Consider the following 19,864-nt stretch of genomic DNA (forward strand, 5'->3'; position numbering starts at 1 on the left):
TTTTGCTCAATCTGCCAACTGCGCCTAAGCTTGGTGATGGCATGGGAACACGAGTTAGCCTGATTAAACATGGAGGAGTTTCGAGAGATGCGTTTATCCACCTTAGTACTGGCAATTGGCGTTGCGCTAGCCAGCCAGGCGCAAGCCGAAGAAACCAGACTGGATTCCGACCACACCGGTGTGCCAAGCGGCCAGGTGAAGGAGGTGAATGTGACCGGTGAAGCCAACCAGGATCTGCCGAAAAAGAACGCCAACCCGTTCTTCTACCAGAGCCGTCTGCCGTTCCAGGCGCCGCCGTTTGATCAGATCAAGGAAACGGACTACGCGCCGGCCATCGACGCGGGGATTAAACAGAAGCTGGAGGAAGTCGAGAAAATCGCCAATAACCCGGCCAAGCCAAGTTTTAACAATACCTTTATCGCGTTGGAAAAATCCGGCGCGTTGCTGACACGGGTAATGAACGTGTTCAGCGCCATGACTTCGGCCAATACCAACGATGCGCTGCAAAAGCTGGATGAAGAAACCTCGCCCAAGCTGGCCGCGCTCGATGACGCCATCATGCTCAACAGCAAGCTGTTCGCCCGTATCAAGGCGATTTACCAGCAACGCGAAACGTTGGAGCTGGATGACGAATCACGTCGGTTGGTGGAGGTGACCTATCAGGACTTTGTGCTGGCCGGCGCCAACCTGTCCGACGCCGATAAAAGTAAATTGAAGGCGTTGAACCAGGAAGCGGCAACCCTCAGTACCCAGTTCACCAACAAACTGCTGGCAGCGAGCAAAAACGGCGCGTTGGCGGTGAGTGACAACAGCAAGCTGGACGGTCTGTCCGATGGGGAAATCGCCGCCGCAGCGCAGGCAGCCAGTGAACGCAAGCTGGACAAGCAGTGGCTGCTGGTGTTGCAAAACACCACCCAACAGCCCAGCCTGCAAAGCCTGAAGGACAGGGAAACCCGCCAGGCGCTGTTTGACGCCTCCTGGACCCGTGCCGAAAAGGGCGACGCCAACGACACACGCCAGACCATTGCGCGTCTGGCGAAAATCCGTTCCGAACAGGCCAGGCTGCTCGGCTTCCCGGACTACGCATCATGGAAGCTGCAAAACCAGATGGCCAAAACGCCGAAGGCGGCGCTGAGCTTTATGCGCGATATCGTGCCTGCCGCGACGGCGCGCGCACAACGCGAAGCCAAGGACATACAGGCCGTGATCGATAGCCAGAAAGGGGACTTCAAGCTGGCCGCCTGGGACTGGCAGTTCTACGCCGAACAGGTGCGCAAGGCTAAATACGACCTGGACGAATCGCAGATCAAGCCGTACTTCGAACTGAATAACGTGCTGAACAATGGCGTGTTTTACGCCGCCAACTTGCTGTACGGCATCAGCTTTAAACAACGCAAGGATATTCCGGTGTATCAGCCGGACGTGCGGGTTTATGAAGTCTTTGATAAAGACGGTAAATCATTGGCGCTGTTCTATACCGACTTCTTTAAGCGCGATAACAAGGGCGGCGGCGCCTGGATGAGCAATTTCGTCGAGCAGTCCAAACTCAACGGCACCAAACCGGTGATTTACAACGTCGCCAACTTCAGCAAACCAGCGCCGGGCCAGCCGGCGCTGCTGTCATACGACGATGTGATCACCATGTTCCACGAATTTGGCCACGCTCTGCACGGCATGTTCGCCGATCAGCAGTATGCCAGCCTGTCGGGCACCAATACCGCGCGCGATTTCGTTGAGTTCCCGTCGCAGTTCAACGAACATTGGGCGCGCGATCCGAAGGTCTTTGCCCACTTCGCCAAGCACTATCAAACCGGTGAAGCGATGCCGCAGGCGCTGGTGGACAAAATCAACAAGGCCGACAAGTTCAACAAAGGCTATGACATGACCGAACTGCTGGCGGCAGCACTGCTGGACATGCACTGGCACATGTTGACCGCCGACCAGCCGCAGCAGGATGTCGACAAGTTTGAGGCGCAGTCGCTGCAAAAGGATCATATCGATCTCGGCTATGTGCCGCCGCGCTATCGCTCCAGCTACTTCCAGCACATCTGGGGCAACGGCTACGCCGCCGGTTATTACGCCTATCTGTGGACCGAAATGCTGGCGGACGATGCGTTCCAGTGGTTTAGCGAACATGGCGGCCTGACGGCTGAAAATGGCCAGCGCTTCCGTGACCAGGTATTGTCGCGCGGCAACAGTCAGGATCTGGAAAAACTGTATGTTGACTGGCGCGGCAAAGAACCGAGCATCGAGCCGATGTTGATTAATCGGGGGTTGAAAGACGAAACCAAATAACCTCGGTTTTCCCTGAGAGTGGCTACAACGCCGGTCAACCGACATTGACCGGCGTTTAACCCGTTGTCCTCGGTCTTTTCTATTGTGCGGCGACATCTACCTGCCGATGGTTTATCATGCTGCGGTTAATTTCGTACCCGTGAGCCATGACCATAAAAACTCAGATTATTCGTTGCGCGTTGGCGGGTGTTTCCCTGCTGATTTCCGGCTGCGGCACGCTATCGCGCATGCCAACCGATAGCTCGCCACAGGAAAGCGCTCGGCTGGCGTGTAACGGGGACTTGCAAAGCGAGATCGACAGCCTGGCGCAGCCCATGATCGATCAGCGGCAAACGCCGGGGCTGGTGGTCGGGGTTCTGACGCAGGACGGCGAGCAGCGTACCTATGGCTATGGCGTGACCGACTACCGGAACGGTTATCCGATCACCGGCAATACGCTGTTTGCCGTTGGATCGGTGAGCAAGGGGTTCATTGCCGAAGTGACGGTGGTGCTGGTCAACAAAGGCCTGTTTCACTGGGACGATACGCTGGACATGCTGTTGCCGGCCGGTACCCGCCTTAGCGCCGATGCGCGTAAAATTACCCTGTTGCAACTGGTCACCCACACCTCCGGCCTGCCGCGCCAAATGATGACGTCGGACATGTTCAGCGCCTTTATTACCTATCTGTTTACCGGAGATAATTTCTATCAGTCGCTGGATGATGCCGCCTTCCTTGACTATCTGACCACCTTTACCGCACCGGCGGTTGTCGAGCCGCGTTACTCCAATCTGGGCTATGCGCTGCTGGATTACATTTTGCAGTTGCGTACCGGGAAAACGGTGGAGCAGTTGACGGCGGAAAATATTCTGACGCCGCTGGGGCTGACGCATACCCGTTATCACGCATCGCGCTTGCCGGATTTCCAGCAACGCGCCATTGGCCATGCCGGCGATCAGCCGAAATTCATTCGCCGCGGCCAGCCGGTGCCGGATTGGCGTTTTTCGTCCTATATGATCGGCGCCGCCGGTTTGTACACCGACGCCAACGATTTGCTGCGCTATGCGCATGCCCATTTCGCACCGACCGGTTCGGCCGAACTTGACCAGGCATTGAAAGACTCGCTGAGGGTGCATTTTGAGCGGCCTAAAGAGGCGGCGGCGATTGCCTGGGTGGTCGATGAGGTCGGCGACCAGCAGATCACCTATCAGGTCGGCTTTATCGGCGGTTATTCCAGCTATATCGGGCTGGATCTGCGCCATAAAACGGCGGTGGTGGTGTTGCAGAACAGCTTTAACTGGACCAATAACATCGGCCATCGTCTGTTGCAGCGGATGGGCGAAGCGGCGGACGGACATTTTACCTGTCAGCCAGCGCATTAACCCCCTCTGCGTTGCGCAGAGGGGTCTGATGACTAGCGATTCACCAGCTTGGCGGGTAACGCCACTACCAGCAGCGAACTGAGCAGCAAACAGCCGGCAAACGCCCACAGCGCGCCACCGCTTTTACCGGTCAGATCCAGCGCCAGTCCCATCAGCGAATTGCTCACCAGCCCGGCGATGTTCGCCAGCGAACAGGCCAGCGCGAAGCCGGTTGCCGCCGCCGTACCTTTCAGGAAGGTGGCCGGCAGGCTGAAGAACACCGGCACTGCGCCGATAATCGCCGCCTGCGCTATCGAAAACAGCAACACCGTCGCCAACACGTTATGGGTGAAGAAGGTGCTGCCGGCCATCGCCATGGCGCCAATGATAAATGGCACGATGATATGCCAACGCCGCTCGCGCATCCGGTCCGAACTGGCACCGATCAACAGCATGCCGAGCAGTGCGGCGACGCTTGGCACCGCGGTGAGATAGCCGATCAGGGTAATGTCGGTGACACCGGCGGTTTTGATAAAGGTCGGCATCCAGAATCCCATCGCATAGGCGCTGAGCAGAATGGCGAAATCTATGCCGCCAAGCATCCACACCTTCAGATTGAGGAAACCGTCGCGGAAGCTGTGCTTGGCGTGATCGGCTTCGGCATCGTCCAGTGCCAGATCGTCGGCGATGTGCTGTTTTTCTTCATTGCTCAGCCATTTGGCCTGCTGATAGGTATTCGGTAAAAGCCAAAACGTCATCACGCCGAGCAGCACGCTGGGAATGCCTTCCAGCAAAAACAGCCACTGCCAGCCATGCAGCCCATGAGTTTGATCGAAGTGGCCCATGATCCAGCCGGACAGCGGACCGCCTATCACGCTCGACAGCGGCAGGCCGATCATGAACAGCGCGATGATACGGCCGCGTCGATAGGTCGGAAACCACAGCGTCAGATAGTACAGTACGCCGGGCAGGAAACCCGCCTCTGCCACGCCGAGCAGGAAACGCAGCCCATAGAACTGGGTGGGGGTGGTGACGAACATGGTGCAGGCGGACAGCAGCCCCCAGGTGATCATGATGCGGGCGATCCATACTTTGGCACCGACGCGCTGCAATATCAGATTACTGGGCACTTCAAACAGGATATAACCGACGAAGAACAGCCCGGCTCCCAGGCCAAACGCGGCTTCGCTCAGCTGCAGGTCGTCTGCCATCTGCAATTTGGCCAGCCCGACATTGATGCGATCGAGGTAGGCGGCCAGATAGCACAGGCACAGGAACGGGATCAGTTTCCAGGTGATTTTGCGGTACAGCAGCAGCGATTCTGCGCCCGCTTTCCCCGCCAGCGGGGTGTCAACAATGGCCATGATGTTGTGTCTCCAGGTGGTGCGTTGTGGCCTCCGGAGAGGAGGAGCTTGGTGTGTCTGCTTGTTGCCGCCCTGATGCGGGCGGTCGTTGTTATTAAGCTCTCCGTGCAGGTGGTATCTCCGTGCTGTTACCTGTGATGACGCGGTGGATCGTCGCTCGGCATTTGTTGCGTTGCATAGGTGGCCAGGTAATCGATGGCCTGCTCTTTATCCACTACGTCGCCGTATTTGCTGTCGATATCAAACAGATTGGCTTCGTGCGGGCCAGGGTGGCGATCGCCGACGCATTGGCGTACCACGATGGTGCGAAAACCGTGCTGTACCGCATCCACCGCGCTGGCGCGAATGCAGCCGCTGGTGGAACATCCCGCCAGCAGCAGGGTGTCGACCCCCAGCGTAACCAGCATGGGTGCCAACGCGGTGCCAAAGAAGGCGCTGGCGTACTGCTTGCTCAGCACCACCTCCTGTGGCAATGGCTGTACCTGTGGGCAGAATGCCGCCAGGGGGTTACCCTCCACCATGTCCTTCATTACCGGTGCTTTTTTCACCCACATGCCGCCGTCGGCAAAACGGTCAGCATGATAGCGGATATTGGTATGAATAACAGGGATCCCTTGCCGCCGCGCCGCCGCCAACAGCGCCACGCTTTCGGCTACCGCACTGACCACGCCGGGGGCATACAGCGGCGCGCCCTCGGTGGTATAACCCTGCATAAAATCGATCATCAGCAGCGCCGGACGCTGGCCGAAGCCGATGCGGTGCCCCCATACGCCACGGTAGTTGTCGCTGGCGGCGTTGTCTGTGGTTTCCATCAGCGGTTCCTCAGTACGCGCCGGACAGCAGGGCGCCGGCACCGGGAACGATCGGCTCCAGTTCCAGTGCAGTCAGCATGGCGTAAGTCGTGGCGATGGCGGCGGTGACCACCGGCTTGCCGGTCTGCGCCTCGACGGTGGCCACTGCCGACAGCGATGGCATTTGTACGCAGGCGGAAAGCACAATCGCATCCACGCCGCTGACGTCAAGCTGCGCGACGATGGCCGGCAGTTTGGCCGGATCGTGACGGCCGACCGCCAGGTTGTCGGCGATTTCCAGCGCATGCCATACGCTGACTTCGACGCCTTCATGCTCGATATAGTCCACCACCAGCTGTGTCAGCGGTTTCATGTACGGCGCCACCAGCGCGATGCGTTTGGCACCCAGCACCTTCAGCGCGTTAACCAGGGCGCCGGCACTGCTGATCACCGGCGCGGCGGCGTCATTGTCCCGGGTAACCTGCGCCAGCCGTGCCTGCGACTCACGGTGATAGCCGAGGCCCATCGACATGATCGCCACCAGACAGGCATAGCCGAGCACATCAACCCGCGCGTCGGACAGTTCCAGCGCACAGCGATCGGACTCGCCATCCATCGCCGCCAGTTCCTCTTTGCGTACGTGCTTCATGCGCATGCGGCTGGAATGGAAGGTAAAGCGCTCTTCCGGGCGGATCAGCTGGCGTGCCAGCAGCATCGCCGGGATTTCGGTTTCCATGGTGGTGTTGGAGCTGGGCACAATTTGGCCGATACGGTAGTTTTTGCTCATGAGATGACTCCTTAATTAGCCAAGAAAATCGCCGAGGGCCTGGAAGAAACCTTCCTCGTCGTCCCACGGGATCATATGGCCGGCGTTTTCGACCACCACCACGCTGATTTCTGGTTGCAAGGCGCAAATTTCGGCGCGATCTTCCGGCAGGATCACCTCGCCTTTGCCTGCCACCATCAGCAGCGTCGGCATGGTTAGACGCGGGTAATCCTGATGACTGTCCACCTGGTGAAAATCGGTGTAGGCCCGTTCGATCGCCGGTTCATAGCAGGTATGCAGCCATTCGGCGCGTAACTGGCGCTGTTCTTCGCTCCAGGTCGGGCAGTAGGCGCGCATCTGCTCGGCGCTGATGCCGGCCTCGGCGGCGCGAATCGAGTCGGCGTACCACGGCCATTTTCCCGGATAGGCACGTCGACCGGGGCCGGATACCGGTGGGTCGACCAGCACCACGCGCTGCACACCCTGTGGATGCTGCGCCGCAGCGCGCAGGGCAAAGCGTGCGCCCATCGAATGTCCCAGCAGCGAGTAGCGACTCAGGCCCAGCGCAGTCGCGAAGGCGGTAACGTCCTGCGCACAGGTTTCGGCATCGTACGCCAAATCGGGACCGCTGGCGGACAGGCCGCGGCCGCGCACGTCCAGCACGTAGGTGTCGTATCTTTCGCCCAACCGTTCAGCGACGAAGCCCCAGGTGATTGCCGGGCTGGTAATTCCCGGGATCAGGATCAGCGCCGGACCGCTGCCGCCGTAGCGCAGGTAATGCTGGCGGATGCCGTTGGCCTGCAACTGGGCGCCATACAGGTAAGTGCTCATGCGGCGTTCTCCGATTTCAGCGCCTGTGAATACAGGTCATAACCATATACCCAGGCCGGATCTTCCTGGCTGCGCAGGAAAGTATTGGCATTGGATACCGCCTGCACGCGTGAGGCGCGTTCTTTGCGGTTGGCTTCATATAGCTGGAAGGCGGTACGGTAATCCCCAAGGCCGGTTTCTTGCAGACAGCGAGCCAGCATGGCAGCGTCTTCAATTGCCATCGCCGCCCCTTGCGCCATATGCGGCTTCATCGGGTGACAGGCGTCGCCCAACAGCACCATCCGGCCCTCGCTCCACAAAGGCAGCGGTTTGCGATTGAGCAGCGGCCATTTGGTGACCTGTTCGCTGGATTCGATCAACGCTTGCACGATCGGGTGGTAGTTGGCGAAGGTGGCAAACATCTCTTCTCGACTGCTGTCGATAAAGCTGCCCTTAAAATCCCATGCCGGGTGTGGCACGCCGCTGACGTAATAATATTCATCGCGACGTTTGGTGGTGTAATAGACCATCAGATGACGGTCTTCGGACCACCATTTCACACAGTCTTCAAACGTCAGGTTGTATTTCGCCAGTTTTTCGCCGCGGATCAGCGCGCGGTGAGCAACCCAACCGCTGTAGGTCGGTGCTTCCACCCCCAGCAGATGTTCGCGAATGCGCGAGTTGATACCGTCGGCGCCAATAACGATATCGGCATGGGTGATCGTGCCGTCGACAAAGCGCAGTTCCACATCATTGTCACGTTCTTCAATGCCGCTCAGGCATTTGCCAAAGTGCAGCGTACCGGGCTGCAATGCTTCCAGTTGCAAGGCCTGCAAATCGCCACGGTGCACCGTTACATAGGCGGCGCCGTACTCTTTGCGGGCAAAATCGCCGAGCGGTATGCGTGACAGATAGTCACCGCTCTCGGCATCGCGGCTGAACCAGAAGTCGGGATGCGAGGCCATTTGTTCCAACGGTTGTTCGATACCGATACGGCGGAAGATCTTGAGGACGTTCGGCCCCATGTGAATACCGGCACCCAGGCGCGAAAAAGCCGGGCTCTGTTCGTACAAATCGACGGTAAAGCCGGCCTTTTGCAACAGTGCGGTAGCGGCAGCGCCACCCAGGCCTGCGCCTACGACGGCGATGCGAGGTTGTTTACTCATCATTTTTCCCCTGTTTGTGGTGTTTCAGCGTGTCATCCGGGTAGAAGCTGGACGATCGATTTATAGTGTATGCACTGAATAACGCAAAGTTACATAACTGTTAAATTAGATCTGGCTCACGCTAATTATCGGCGCGTTGCTGTTATGTTGATGTTAATTGCAAGCTGTGGTGCCGGTGAAATAGGATTTGCTTATGTGTGACTCAGGTCGCTTGCAGCTAATGGTTTTTTGGTCTTAGATAGTTAAAAGAGCGTGTTCACTTTAATTTGTGCAATTCGTCATCAGTGAGCGCGTGATGTGACGGTCATTCATTCATCAACAGGAGAGATGCCATGGCGGTTAATCAGAGTCAGCTGGTCCAGCTTTTTGAACGGGTGCTCGCGTTGTCGAAGGTCGATGCTTCACAGAGCGTGGCGATCCTGAAGAGCCATTATTCGGATCCACGTACCGTGCAGGCCGCCACCGATGCGGCATTGCGTCTGGGAGCCAGGGTTTACGCCGTCGAATTGCCGTCGTTCAATCATCCTCGCGCGATGGGCAATGATATGACCGCCTACTGCGGTGACACCGCGCTGACCGGCAACCTGGCGGCGCAGCGGGCGCTGGAAGCGGCGGATCTGGTGGTTGACACCATGATGCTGCTGCATTCACCGGAGCAGGAACAGATCCTCAAGACCGGCACGCGCATATTGTTGGCAGTCGAGCCGCCTGAGGTATTGGCACGCATGTTGCCTACTGAAGAAGACAAGGTGCGGGTGCTGGCCGCCGCTGCGCTACTGGAAAAGGCCGGCGTGATGCAGGTGAAGTCGGCCGCCGGCAGCGATTTTCGCGCGCCGCTGGGTCAGTATCCGACGGTGACTGAATACGGCTATGCTGATGAACCTGGGCGTTGGGACCATTGGCCGAGTGGTTTCTTGTTTACCTGGCCGAATGAACTGCAGGCGGAAGGGGTGTTGGTACTGGACGTTGGCGATATTTTACTGCCGTTTAAGAGCTATGCACGCGAACGCATAACGCTGGAAATTGAGCAGGGCTTTGTCACCGGTATTCATGGCGGCTTCGAGGCGGAGTATCTGCGTGAATACATGAAGTATTTCAACGATCCTGAAGTGTATGGCATTTCCCACATCGGTTGGGGGCTGCAACCGCGCGCCCAGTGGACAGCGATGGGGCTGCATGACAAAAACGACGGCATGTGCATGGACGCTCGTGCGTTTTATGGCAACTTCCTGTTTTCGACCGGGCCGAATACCGAGGTGGGCGGTACGCGCAAGACGCCATGCCATATGGATATCGCGCTGCGTCGTTGCGACGTGCTGCTGGATGGTAAAACGGTAGTGGCAGAAGGGGAAGTGGTGGCGCCGGCCGCCTCTTGCGTGGCGCATCGTTGATGCGCGGCGACTGCCAAAGTTGGGGTTTTTATACTATTCTCGGTGCTTTCCATTGACGGTGAGAATAACGCAATGATGCCCCATGACAAGCAGGCGGAAGGAACAGGCAAGCCCGACAACTACCATTTTACCGAACAGGTCGGGCACTTGCTGCGCAAGGTTTATCAACGCCATGTGGCGATATTTCAGCACAACGTCGGTGATTCGCAACTGACCGCGGTGCAGTTTATTACGCTTTGCGCGGTGCGGGATATGGGGCCCAGCTCGCTGACCGAGTTGGTACAGGTAACGGCGGTGGATCAGGCGACGATCCGTGGCATTATCGAACGCCTGAAAGCGCGTGAGCTGATCACCGTTTCGCCGGATCCGATCGACCGTCGCAAGGTGGTGGTCGGCTTGACCGACGCGGGGGCAACGCTATTGGTGGAAACCGTGCCACATGCGGAAAAAATTACCGAGCTGACGTTCGGCACCCTTAACCCGGCCGAACGGATCGCGTTGATATTCCTGCTGAATAAAATGCTGGAAGACCAGCCATCCGGCTGAGGCGTGAAGCGCGTCTCTGTACCGGTTGGCGGGCATTAAAACAAAAACAACCCACGCGCAGGAGAGACGCAAACCATGGCGATGACTGTTGATTCGCCCAGGGAAGGAGCGGTAACAACGCTGACGGAGCATCCATTGATGCTGTCGGTGAACGGGCAACACGTGCAGGTCCGAGTAATGGCGGACACCTCGCTGTTACTGGTATTACGTAACGATCTGGCGCTCAACGGCCCCAAGTTCGGCTGCGGTTTGGGGGAATGCGGTGCCTGCACCGTACTGATTGACGGTCTTGCCGCCCGAGCCTGCGTGATCCCGGCTCGGGGAGTGACCCAGCGCGCCATTACCACGCTGGAAGGGCTGGGCAACCGTGATTGCCTGCACCCGGTGCAACGCGCGTTTATCGAACAGCAGGCGGCGCAATGCGGTTATTGCCTGAACGGCATGATCATGACCACCAAGGCGTTGCTGGATCGTAATCCCAGCCCCAGCGACGCGGAGATCCGCCGTGCGCTGTCCGGCAACCTATGCCGTTGCGGCACTCATATTGAAATTCTCAACGCGGTAAAACGCGCCATTGAACTCTGTGGTGGCGAGGCGCGTGATGACTGAGCGCAGCGTACCGACCCAGACGGAATTGTTACAGCGTAATGGCGTCTTGCTGGTTATCGATCAGATCCAGCCGCCGCCAGGGCTGGTGCCGAAAGGCCAAACGCCGACGCTAAAACCCAAAGAGCAGGCCATATTTATCGCCATTTGCGACGATGGGCAGGTTTACGCATTTAATGGCCACGTCGATTTGGGCACCGGCGTACGCACCGCGCTGGGGCAAATCGTTGCCGAGGAGCTGTCGCTGCGCATCGATCAGGTGCAGGTGGTTCTGGGCGATACCGCGCGTGCGCCTAACCAGGGGGCGACCATCGCCAGCGCCACGCTGCAAATTTCTGCGGTACCGCTGCGTAATGCCGCCGCCGAAGCGCGCCGCTGGCTGCTACAGCAGGCGGCACAACGTCTGGCGCAGCCGCTGGATTCGCTGCGCCTGGACGATGGCGTGGTGCATGCCGCAGAGGGGCAAACGCTCAGTTATAGCCAGCTGGTGGCGGGCCGGCACGTAGAGCTCGGTCTTAGCGGTGATGCGCCGCTCAAACCGCATAGCGAATATCGCCTGGTTGGCACCAGCGCCGCGCGGGTAGATATTCCCGCCAAGGCGACCGGTGAAACGACCTTTGTGCATGACATGCGTCTGCCGAATATGCTGCATGGCCGGGTAGTCCGCCCGCCGTATGCCGGTTATGACAGCGGTGAATTTGTCGGCACCAGTCTGTTGGCGGTGGATGAACGGTCGATCGCGCATATTCCGGGGATCGTCAAGCTGGTGGTGATCGAAGACTTTATCGGCATCGTTGCCGAGCGCGAAGATCAGGCAATGAAAGCCGCGCAGGCATTGCAGGTCAGTTGGAAGGACTGGCGGCGCAATCTGCCGCAAATGACCGACCTGACGCAGGCGCTGCATGATAACCCGCACAGTACGCGGGTGGTGCACGATACCGGCAACGTTGACGCGGCGCTGGCGGCGCTCGACCAGCGTTTCACTCGCCGCTATTTGTGGCCGTATCAGTTGCATGCGTCGATCGGCCCCTCCTGTGCGCTGGCAGACTATCAGCCCGAGCGGCTGCGCGTGTGGTCCGGCAGCCAGAACCCGCATCTGCTGCGTGCAGATCTGGCCTGGTTGCTGGAGTACCCGGAGCAACAGATCGACATTATTCGTATGGAAGCGGCCGGCTGTTATGGCCGCAACTGTGCCGATGATGTCTGCGCCGATGCGGCGTTGCTGTCGCGGGCGGTGGGCCGCCCGGTGCGCGTGCAGTTGACCCGTGAACAGGAACACCTGTGGGAGCCGAAAGGCACCGCCCAACTGATGGAGGTGGACGGTGGTCTGGACGCCGACGGCCAGTTGGCAGCCTATGATTTCCGTACCTATTATCCGTCCAACGGTGCGCCAACGCTGGCGCTGCTGCTGACCGGGCGGGTTGAGCCGGTACCGGTGGCCTACGAAATGGGCGACCGTACCTCGATTCCGCCGTATGACTACCCGGCGATGCGCATCAGTATTGAAGACATGGCGCCCATTGTCCGAGCCTCATGGCTGCGCGGCGTGTCGGCGATGCCCAACACCTTCGCCCACGAATCCTATATTGATGAACTGGCAGTTGCCGCCGGCGTCGATCCGCTGGAATACCGCCTGCGTTATATCAAGGATCCGCGTGCCATCGAACTGATGCGCAACACCGCCGAACGTGCCGGTTGGCAACCGCACACCGTACCGATGCAAACCGCCGCCGAAGACGGCGTGCTGCGCGGGCGGGGCTTTGCCTATGCACGTTACATTCACAGTAAATTCCCCGGCTTCGGTGCGGCATGGGCGGCGTGGGTTGCCGACGTTGCGATTGACAAAACCAGCGGCGAAGTGGCCGTCACGCGTATCGTCGTTGGCCACGATGCCGGCATGATGGTCAATCCGGACGGCGTGCGCCACCAGATCCACGGCAATGTGATCCAGTCGACCAGCCGGGTGTTAAAGGAGCGTGTCACGTTCGAACAATCGACGGTGTCGAGCAAGGAATGGGGCGGTTATCCGATCCTTACCTTTCCGGAGGTGCCCGACGTCGAGGTGGTGATGATGCCGCGCCAGCAGGAGCCGCCGCTGGGGGCCGGTGAGTCGGCTTCGGTGCCGAGTGCCGCGGCGATCGCCAATGCGGTATTCGATGCCACCGGCATTCGTTTTCGCGAGCTGCCGATTACCGCCGATCGACTGCGTGAAGCGCTTAACGGTCCTGACCGACCGCCGGCGCCCGCCAAGGCGAGCCAAAAACGACGAAAATGGTGGTTTGGCGGTGCCGCGGGGGTGATTGGCGCACTGCTTGGCGTTGCCAGCAGCGCCTTGCCATGGCGGGCGGAAATTGCGCCGGTCAGCGCACCGGGGGCCGGCACCTGGTCTGCGGCAACCCTGGAACGCGGTCGTCAACTGGCGGCGGCGGGTGATTGTGCGGTATGTCATACCGCCGCCGACGGGGTAACCAATGCCGGCGGATTGGCAATGGAAACGCCGTTTGGCACGCTGTACAGCACCAATATTACTCCGGACGTTACCACCGGCATCGGCAACTGGTCGTTCACCGCCTTCGATCGGGCGATGCGCCAAGGCATTAGCCGCGATGGTCGCCATCTTTATCCGGCGTTCCCCTATACCGCCTTTAGCAAAATGACCGAGGGTGATATGCAGGCGCTGTATGCCTATATGATGTCGCAACCGGCGGTGAGTCAGACCAATCAGGCCAATGATATGCGCTTTCCGTTTTCCGTACGGCCGCTGCTGGCCGGTTGGAACGCGCTGTTCCTCAGGCAGGGAGAATTCAAACCGGACGTGACGCAAACCGCGCAGTGGAACCGCGGATCGTATCTGGTCAACGGCCTGGGTCATTGTGCAGCCTGTCATTCTCCGCGTAACCTGCTGGGAGCGGAAAAGGGTGGCACCAGCTTCCTGGCCGGTGCGATGGTGGACGGTTGGCAAGCGCCTGCGCTGAACAATCTGGCGAATGCCGATAAACCCTGGAGTGAGGAGCAGCTATTTCAGTACCTGAGCAGTGGCCATTCGGCTGAACATGGCGTTGCCGCCGGGCCGATGGGCCCGGTGGTCAGCGAGCTGGCTACGCTGCCGCAAAGCGATCTGCGCGCGATGGCCAACTATCTGATCTCGCTCAGTGAGCCCGCCAGATTAAATACGCAACCGCAGGTAAGCGCGCTGGCCGCCGCCGCACCGCAGGTGTCGCAGCAGGCCGGTGAACGGTTGTTCCAGGGGGCCTGTCAGGCATGCCATAGTGCCAGCAGCGGCGGGCCGCAGCTGTTCGGCGTCAGTCCCGATTTGGCGAATAACACCAATATCTTCAGCGACAGGCCTGACAACCTGATAAAAGTGATCCTGCAAGGTATTGCGCAACCTGCAACCACCGAACTCGGCTATATGCCGGGTTTCAAAGACAGTTTTTCCGATCGACAGGTGGCGGACCTGGTGAACTATCTGCGTCAGCGCTATGCCGGGCAAAAACCGGCCTGGCAAGAGGTTGAGGCGCAGGTGGCGCGTTTGCGTGCCAATCCGGGAACGCACTGAACGGCGCTGATTGCACAGCGCCGCGTCGATTATGCCAGCGGCCCGCCGAGAATGGTTTCTTTCATGCCTGACAGGATGCGGTCGCCGGTTTCTGTTTTTAGCTCTTCGTACCAATCGCGGGTGACGGCCATTTCTTTACCGTGAGTGACGTCGCAGCGTTTGCGGGCTTTCAACACCAGATCCTTGACGCGATAGCTGCGTTTTTCCTGATAACGCAGCAGCGCATCTTCCACGCCAAGCGAATTGGTTTGCAGCGCAATCGCCAGCACCACCGCGTCTTCCATCGCCGCGCAGCCACCCTGGCCGATGTCCGGCGTGGTGCTGTGGCCGGCATCGCCCAATAACGCCACGCGGCCGCGCACCAGGCGTTCAAACGGCTCGATGTCGTGGATCTCGATGCGGTTGGTGGTGGCGGGATCGATAGCGGCGATCAGTTTTTGCACCGGCTCAGCCCAGCCGCTGAAGTAGCGCTGCAGGTCGGCGCGGGCGGTAGTGCGATCTTCCGGCAGCCCGATGGGCAGCGGCACATCGAAGAAGAAATAGAAACGGTTGCCCGCTACCGGCATCAGCGACACGCGTTTGCCTTCGCCAACGAACGTGGTCCATTGATTGGCCGGGGCAATCGTTTCGTCAATGGTAACCAGCCCGTTCCAATTGACGTAGCCGGCGTAACGACGTTCAACCTGATGACCCAATACGTAGGGCCGGATGACCGAATGGGTACCGTCGGCGGCGATCAGAAAGTCACCGTGCGCCTGCGAGCCGTCGTCAAACCAGGCGCTGACGCCGTCAGGGGTTTCTTCCACACCGCTGACCCGTTTGCCGAACTGCACGCAGTCGTCACCGTAGGTGGCCAGCAGCATCGCCTGCAATTCGGCACGCGCTACCGGATAGGGCCGTTCGCCAACGCTGGTGACCAGGGGATCGAGGCTAAAGCGCGTGAGTGTCTGGCCGTGCAGATATTCCTGATACGCCATGTACTGCATCGGTCCGCCAAGCTGGCGCAGTGGTTCTTTCATGCCGAGGTAATTAAGGCATTTTACGCCGTTCGGCCAGATGGAAATGGCGGCGCCGACCGGTTTGATTTGCTTGACCGCTTCAAACACCTCGGCGTTGATGCCAATGCGTTTTAGGGCAATGGCGGTACACAAGCCGCCGATACCACCACCAATAATGATTGCTTTCATCGTATGCTTCTCCTGTCATGATAGAGAGGAAAAGCAATTTCCGTACCAGTCCATTTATACCGTATTCAGGCGCAGTACCGGCAAACCGTATCTTTGTTCAGTATGCTGCTCGGTTTCATCTTCGGGATCAGGAATGGGTGATTGGCGGTATTGCCGCCGTCGTCTCGCGTAAATTTGCGCGCCAATGCTCAGCGTCGCTGCAATCAAACGGTGCATGGCTGCACCATGATGAGACGCTGGCATCGGGGAGGATGGCGGCGATGAGAGAAACCGCAGCGGGTTGGCTGAAGGGCAAATCCGTTACTGCCATTGACGGGTATTGAGCGAAAACGTGCTCTGAATTTCAAACAGCAGCAATAACCCCAGGCAGAGGGATTTACACGCAGTCGACATATGTCGCTATGTGCGACGAGGGCGCGACCGGTGGCCCTCGCCGCGGCATTGTTACAGCCTGGCGCGATATTCCTCCTGCACCCGTGCCAGCGTAGCCCAGAAGGGACGTGGCGGCTGGTGGTTGAGACGATCGACCAGAATATCCAGATGCGTATGCCAGCCGCCGGCAACGCTGAGCATTTGCTCACGAGTGGCCAATCGGCGGTGGGTAACGGTAAGCAAGACGTCGCTGCCTTGCTCGGTCAGTTCAAAAGTGACCTCGGAAGGACGGTCTTTATCCTTCTCGGCCCAGGTGAAGCTCAGCACCCGTGGTGGAAACAGGCAGGTAATATGGCCGGGATTGGTAACGCTGCCGCTGTATTGTCGGAACTCGGGCGGCGTCGGCTCACTGTCGCCAGCCAGTTGACCGTTGTTGAATAGCAACGCCAGCGGCGCACCGACTTCCAGCGTCATTTCGCCGGCCGCCAGCCAGGTGGCGCGTTTGTCGGACTCGGTCAAATAGGCCCATACGCGCTCTATCGGGCCGGGCAACAGGCGCTGGATGCGCAAGGTACCCGTTTCAATAACCATGCCGTAATCGTTCATGCTTCACTCCTCGGGAGGGGGCGGATCGGGTTGACGCAATGCCTGTTCCAACGCGTCGAGCCGATCGGCCCAGAAATGTTCATAGGTTTGCAGCCATCGCATGGCCTGCGCCATCGGCTCGGGGGCGAGCCGGCAAATATGGTTTCTTCCTTGCACGGTCCGCTGCACCAGGCCCGCCTGTTCCAGGGCTTTGATGTGCTTAGAGGCGCCAGAAAATGTCATGTTAAACGGCGCGGCCAGCTCGCCGATGCTGTGTTCGCCTTCCGCCAGCGTATGCAAAATGGTTCGCCGCGTCGGGTCGGACAGCGCATGAAAAATGGCGTCCAACTGAGAGGAAGATAATTTAACCATATGGTTGAATATAGAACGAAGTGGGGGATATTCAACCATTTTGTTTAATAAATTACCAAGGCTGTGATGTCGGTGGCAAAAATAGCCGTCTCAGGAAACGTAGGCGGAAAAGGAAGTCGATGGCAATCAACGCCTTGCGGGTCATGGGTGTTACGGCTGGATAAGGTTACGCCCCGTAACCGGCAGGCTAGCGGGGCGTATCCAGCACCTTGGACGGTGCAACCGTTTCACCCAGCATTAACGGGTCAAACAGTGACAGCGATTCGATCTGATGCAGAAAAATGATTTTGCGAAAGCAGAATACCGAATCCGGCTTGCTGCTCAGATCGATCTTATTACGTTGATAATAGGCGGCATAATTGTTCTCCACCTTGATTTGCAGGGCATTTGGGTCGCGCTTACCGCTCAGTAGCGGTAGCAACACCAAATTGTCGGATGCGGTTGATTCATTTAATGCAGTATAAACCAAACCGATATATATTCGCTGTGATGCCAATGTCACTAAAACCATGTTTCCCTGTTCCATGCTCTGATATAAAATACCTTCCAGACCATTGGTCTTGGTAAGTTTTTTATAAAGATCTTTGCGTTCAGTGGTTTTTAAACGGATGTTGGGTGAGCGTGAGGTGTGCAACAAGCATAATAATATAGCGGTGGCCAGCATTACCACCACTGGCGTTTTAATCTCCAGAAAACTCCAGTTTAAAAAATCCGCATGGTAATGAAGGTCAAGCGGATAGTGGTTTAGCGTAGCGATCAGGTTGGCGAGTTGCGAAAATATCAATAGGACCAGCCAGATAATAAAAACCACAATGATGCCCTGCAAGACAAAAATACAGCCATACAGTGCGACCAGAAAGTAAACCTCCCAACCGTAGGTGCGTTTTAACTTAAAGCGGGAAGACAAATCCCGCGTGGTGTACCAATAGCCGCAGGCCAGTAACACCATAAATATTGCCGTGCCCATATCAGTACTGACTCATTTTTTTTACATGTGATTCAAAAGCCTGCATAAATTTTTCATTTTCGGTATTGACGAAGGCATTGCCATTTTCGTCAATCCAGATATGTTCCTCTTTGTCATGTTCACCTCGGCCGGTGATATCGCTAAACAGTGATAGAAATTTTTCCGGACTGGAAAATAACGCTGTCAAGTAATGTTTCATCATGCCTCCTGAACATTGAGCCAGGCTGCGATCCCAGGATCACAGCCTGTGGCGATAGTCCTTAATGCGACTAACCTTTAATCAGAAATTTTAAGGGTTAGTGCTTACCGCCTTTACGGCCTGCTTCAGAGGCTCGTTCGGGGTCATTTTTAAAGTTGCCCCCGCTTTCGCGGCCACCTTTTTTGCCCGCTTCAGAAGCGCGTTGTCTATCTTCGGCAAAATTACCTGAGCCACCACGATGTTCAGCCATAATTTCCTCCTACAGATAAATTAATATGGCAGTAAGGGTATTGCCGCCGTCAGCAACAATATTTTCCTTACGTTTTTAACCTTAGTAAATATTGCCGTCGCTGCAAGTCTAATTGGCCGTAATAAATTCACTTTCACCCTTATTCATATTTTCTGATATTTATTTAATTTGTCATTAACATATGGCTAGTTTTTTTAACAATCATTGCCGGATGAAGCGCTGTGGGGCGGCTCAGCGGCGAATACTGCCAGATGACCGATTTCGCAGGGTTACTGCCGTTGGCTGCGTGGCCGAATTTTGTTTGGTATTAGGGCGCTTTTGATCGCAGATGCGGCTAGGATTAATACAGTTTGTGCCTACTCACCTTGAGGAAAACAGCCAATGACACGTCTCACTGCCAAAGACTTTCCGCCGGAATTACTCGAGCTGTATGACTACTATGCGCACGGTAAAATTTCGCGCCGCGAGTTTCTCGATCGCGCCGCAAAATACGCGGTTGGCGGCGTGACGGCGATAATGCTATTGAACTCGCTTAGTCCGAATTACGCGCTGGCACAGCAGGTGGCGACCAACGATCCACAGATCCACGCCGGTTACATAAGCTATCCCTCACCAAACGGCCATGGCGAGGTGCGAGCCTACCAGGTTACGCCGAGCGCGGCGAGCGGGCCGCTGCCGGCTATTGTGGTGGTGCATGAGAACCGTGGTTTGAATCCCTATATCGAGGATGTAGCGCGACGGGTGGCAAAGGCCGGTTATCTGGCGCTGGCGCCGGACGGCTTGAGCTCGGTTGGCGGTTATCCTGGCAATGACGATAAAGGACGTGAGTTACAGCAGCAGGTTGATCCGCAAAAATTGATGAACGACTTTTTTGCGGCAATAGAGTTTCTGATGAAAAACGAGGCGGTGAACGGCAAGGTGGGCATCACCGGCTTTTGTTACGGTGGTGGCGTTGCCAATGCCGCAGCGGTGGCTTATCCGGAACTGGCGGCAGCGGTGCCATTTTATGGCCGTCAACCCAAGGCCGAAGATGTGCCACGCATCAAGGCTCCGCTACTGATTCATTATGCCGAACTGGATACGCGTATCAATGAAGGCTGGCCGGCTTATAAAGCAGCCTTGGAGGCCAATGAAAAGGTGTATCAAGCCTATATTTATCCAGCGGTAAATCATGGGTTTCATAACGACACCACGCCGCGTTATGACGAGGCTGCCGCTAATCTGGCCTGGGCGCGGACGCTTGAATGGTTCAAACGTTATCTTACCTGATGAGCAGCCAGGCCAGAGAGGCCGGCAGG

At 57.6% G+C, this 19,864-nt stretch carries 19 protein-coding genes; 7 read left to right on the plus strand and 12 right to left on the minus strand.

Going from position 1 to position 19,864, the window contains the following annotated elements:
* The first annotated feature begins 87 nt into the window (after window positions 1-87).
* Together dcp and AC2AXP_RS06285 are read left to right on the plus strand one after the other, a co-directional pair.
* A complete protein-coding gene (dcp, locus tag AC2AXP_RS06280) occupies window positions 88-2,295 on the plus strand; it encodes a peptidyl-dipeptidase Dcp (protein WP_371901588.1) in 2,208 nt (735 codons plus the stop codon).
* A gap of 146 nt (window positions 2,296-2,441) precedes the next feature.
* Window positions 2,442-3,656, plus strand: coding sequence for a serine hydrolase domain-containing protein (locus AC2AXP_RS06285; protein WP_484381496.1), 1,215 nt, complete (start codon window positions 2,442-2,444; stop codon window positions 3,654-3,656).
* Window positions 3,657-3,688: 32 nt separating this feature from the next.
* Here the strand turns inward: AC2AXP_RS06285 and AC2AXP_RS06290 are convergent, their stop codons facing one another.
* The 5 genes from AC2AXP_RS06290 to AC2AXP_RS06310 all read right to left on the minus strand — a co-directional run bounded on the left by AC2AXP_RS06290 (window position 3,689) and on the right by AC2AXP_RS06310 (window position 8,535).
* On the minus strand, window positions 3,689-4,999 hold the full coding sequence (locus AC2AXP_RS06290) for an MFS transporter (protein WP_484381497.1): 1,311 nt from the start codon (window positions 4,997-4,999) through the stop codon (window positions 3,689-3,691).
* A gap of 128 nt (window positions 5,000-5,127) precedes the next feature.
* Complete coding sequence (locus AC2AXP_RS06295; protein WP_004963180.1) at window positions 5,128-5,811, minus strand: N-carbamoylsarcosine amidohydrolase; 684 nt, start codon at window positions 5,809-5,811, stop codon at window positions 5,128-5,130.
* 10 nt (window positions 5,812-5,821) lie between these two features.
* Window positions 5,822-6,577, minus strand: coding sequence for a maleate cis-trans isomerase family protein (locus AC2AXP_RS06300; protein WP_004963178.1), 756 nt, complete (start codon window positions 6,575-6,577; stop codon window positions 5,822-5,824).
* 15 nt (window positions 6,578-6,592) lie between these two features.
* Window positions 6,593-7,387, minus strand: coding sequence for an alpha/beta fold hydrolase (locus AC2AXP_RS06305; protein ID WP_004963176.1), 795 nt, complete (start codon window positions 7,385-7,387; stop codon window positions 6,593-6,595).
* Window positions 7,384-8,535, minus strand: a complete 1,152-nt coding sequence (locus tag AC2AXP_RS06310) for an FAD-dependent monooxygenase (protein ID WP_004963173.1) — start codon at window positions 8,533-8,535, stop codon at window positions 7,384-7,386. Before AC2AXP_RS06310 ends, AC2AXP_RS06305 begins: the two co-directional genes overlap by 4 nt.
* Before the next feature lie 329 nt (window positions 8,536-8,864).
* On the opposite strand from AC2AXP_RS06310, the gene AC2AXP_RS06315 reads away from it, so the two are divergent.
* From AC2AXP_RS06315 to AC2AXP_RS06330, 4 genes are all read left to right on the plus strand, one after another.
* Window positions 8,865-9,923: a 2,5-dihydroxypyridine 5,6-dioxygenase gene (locus AC2AXP_RS06315; protein WP_484381498.1), complete on the plus strand. Its 1,059-nt coding sequence runs from the start codon at window positions 8,865-8,867 to the stop codon at window positions 9,921-9,923.
* 72 nt (window positions 9,924-9,995) lie between these two features.
* Window positions 9,996-10,469 carry a MarR family winged helix-turn-helix transcriptional regulator gene (locus AC2AXP_RS06320; protein WP_004963166.1) on the plus strand — a complete coding sequence of 158 codons (474 nt, stop codon included), beginning with the start codon at window positions 9,996-9,998 and terminating at the stop codon, window positions 10,467-10,469.
* A gap of 75 nt (window positions 10,470-10,544) precedes the next feature.
* On the plus strand, window positions 10,545-11,078 hold the full coding sequence (locus tag AC2AXP_RS06325; protein ID WP_198773113.1) for a (2Fe-2S)-binding protein: 534 nt from the start codon (window positions 10,545-10,547) through the stop codon (window positions 11,076-11,078).
* Window positions 11,071-14,634: a molybdopterin cofactor-binding domain-containing protein gene (locus AC2AXP_RS06330; protein ID WP_430299069.1), complete on the plus strand. Its 3,564-nt coding sequence runs from the start codon at window positions 11,071-11,073 to the stop codon at window positions 14,632-14,634. Before AC2AXP_RS06325 ends, AC2AXP_RS06330 begins: the two co-directional genes overlap by 8 nt.
* Window positions 14,635-14,663: 29 nt before the next feature.
* Here AC2AXP_RS06330 and hpxO read toward each other — a convergent pair whose 3' ends face one another.
* From hpxO to AC2AXP_RS06365, 7 genes are all read right to left on the minus strand, one after another.
* The gene (gene hpxO / locus AC2AXP_RS06335) at window positions 14,664-15,821 is read right to left on the minus strand and encodes an FAD-dependent urate hydroxylase HpxO (protein ID WP_449145564.1); all 1,158 of its coding nucleotides are present in this window, start codon (window positions 15,819-15,821) and stop codon (window positions 14,664-14,666) included.
* A 54-nt stretch (window positions 15,822-15,875) separates the two neighbouring features.
* The gene (locus AC2AXP_RS06340; RefSeq protein WP_164844312.1) at window positions 15,876-16,037 is read right to left on the minus strand and encodes a hypothetical protein; all 162 of its coding nucleotides are present in this window, start codon (window positions 16,035-16,037) and stop codon (window positions 15,876-15,878) included.
* Between the two features lie 228 nt (window positions 16,038-16,265).
* Window positions 16,266-16,799, minus strand: coding sequence for an SRPBCC family protein (locus AC2AXP_RS06345; protein WP_004963154.1), 534 nt, complete (start codon window positions 16,797-16,799; stop codon window positions 16,266-16,268).
* A gap of 3 nt (window positions 16,800-16,802) precedes the next feature.
* Window positions 16,803-17,150 carry an ArsR/SmtB family transcription factor gene (locus AC2AXP_RS06350; protein ID WP_004963151.1) on the minus strand — a complete coding sequence of 116 codons (348 nt, stop codon included), beginning with the start codon at window positions 17,148-17,150 and terminating at the stop codon, window positions 16,803-16,805.
* Window positions 17,151-17,337: 187 nt separating this feature from the next.
* Window positions 17,338-18,099 carry a hypothetical protein gene (locus tag AC2AXP_RS06355; protein WP_241971966.1) on the minus strand — a complete coding sequence of 254 codons (762 nt, stop codon included), beginning with the start codon at window positions 18,097-18,099 and terminating at the stop codon, window positions 17,338-17,340.
* A gap of 19 nt (window positions 18,100-18,118) precedes the next feature.
* Entirely contained in the window at window positions 18,119-18,319 is a 201-nt protein-coding gene (locus tag AC2AXP_RS06360; protein WP_004963142.1) for a hypothetical protein, read from the minus strand.
* Window positions 18,320-18,413: 94 nt separating this feature from the next.
* Window positions 18,414-18,566 (minus strand): con-10 family general stress protein, encoded by a 153-nt coding sequence (locus tag AC2AXP_RS06365; protein WP_004963140.1) that lies wholly within the window; start codon window positions 18,564-18,566, stop codon window positions 18,414-18,416.
* A gap of 381 nt (window positions 18,567-18,947) precedes the next feature.
* On the opposite strand from AC2AXP_RS06365, the gene yghX reads away from it, so the two are divergent.
* On the plus strand, window positions 18,948-19,835 hold the full coding sequence (gene yghX, locus AC2AXP_RS06370; RefSeq protein WP_198773109.1) for a YghX family hydrolase: 888 nt from the start codon (window positions 18,948-18,950) through the stop codon (window positions 19,833-19,835).
* The last annotated feature ends 29 nt before the right edge of the window (window positions 19,836-19,864 follow it).

The organism is Serratia sp. Sp408 (assembly GCF_057180665.1).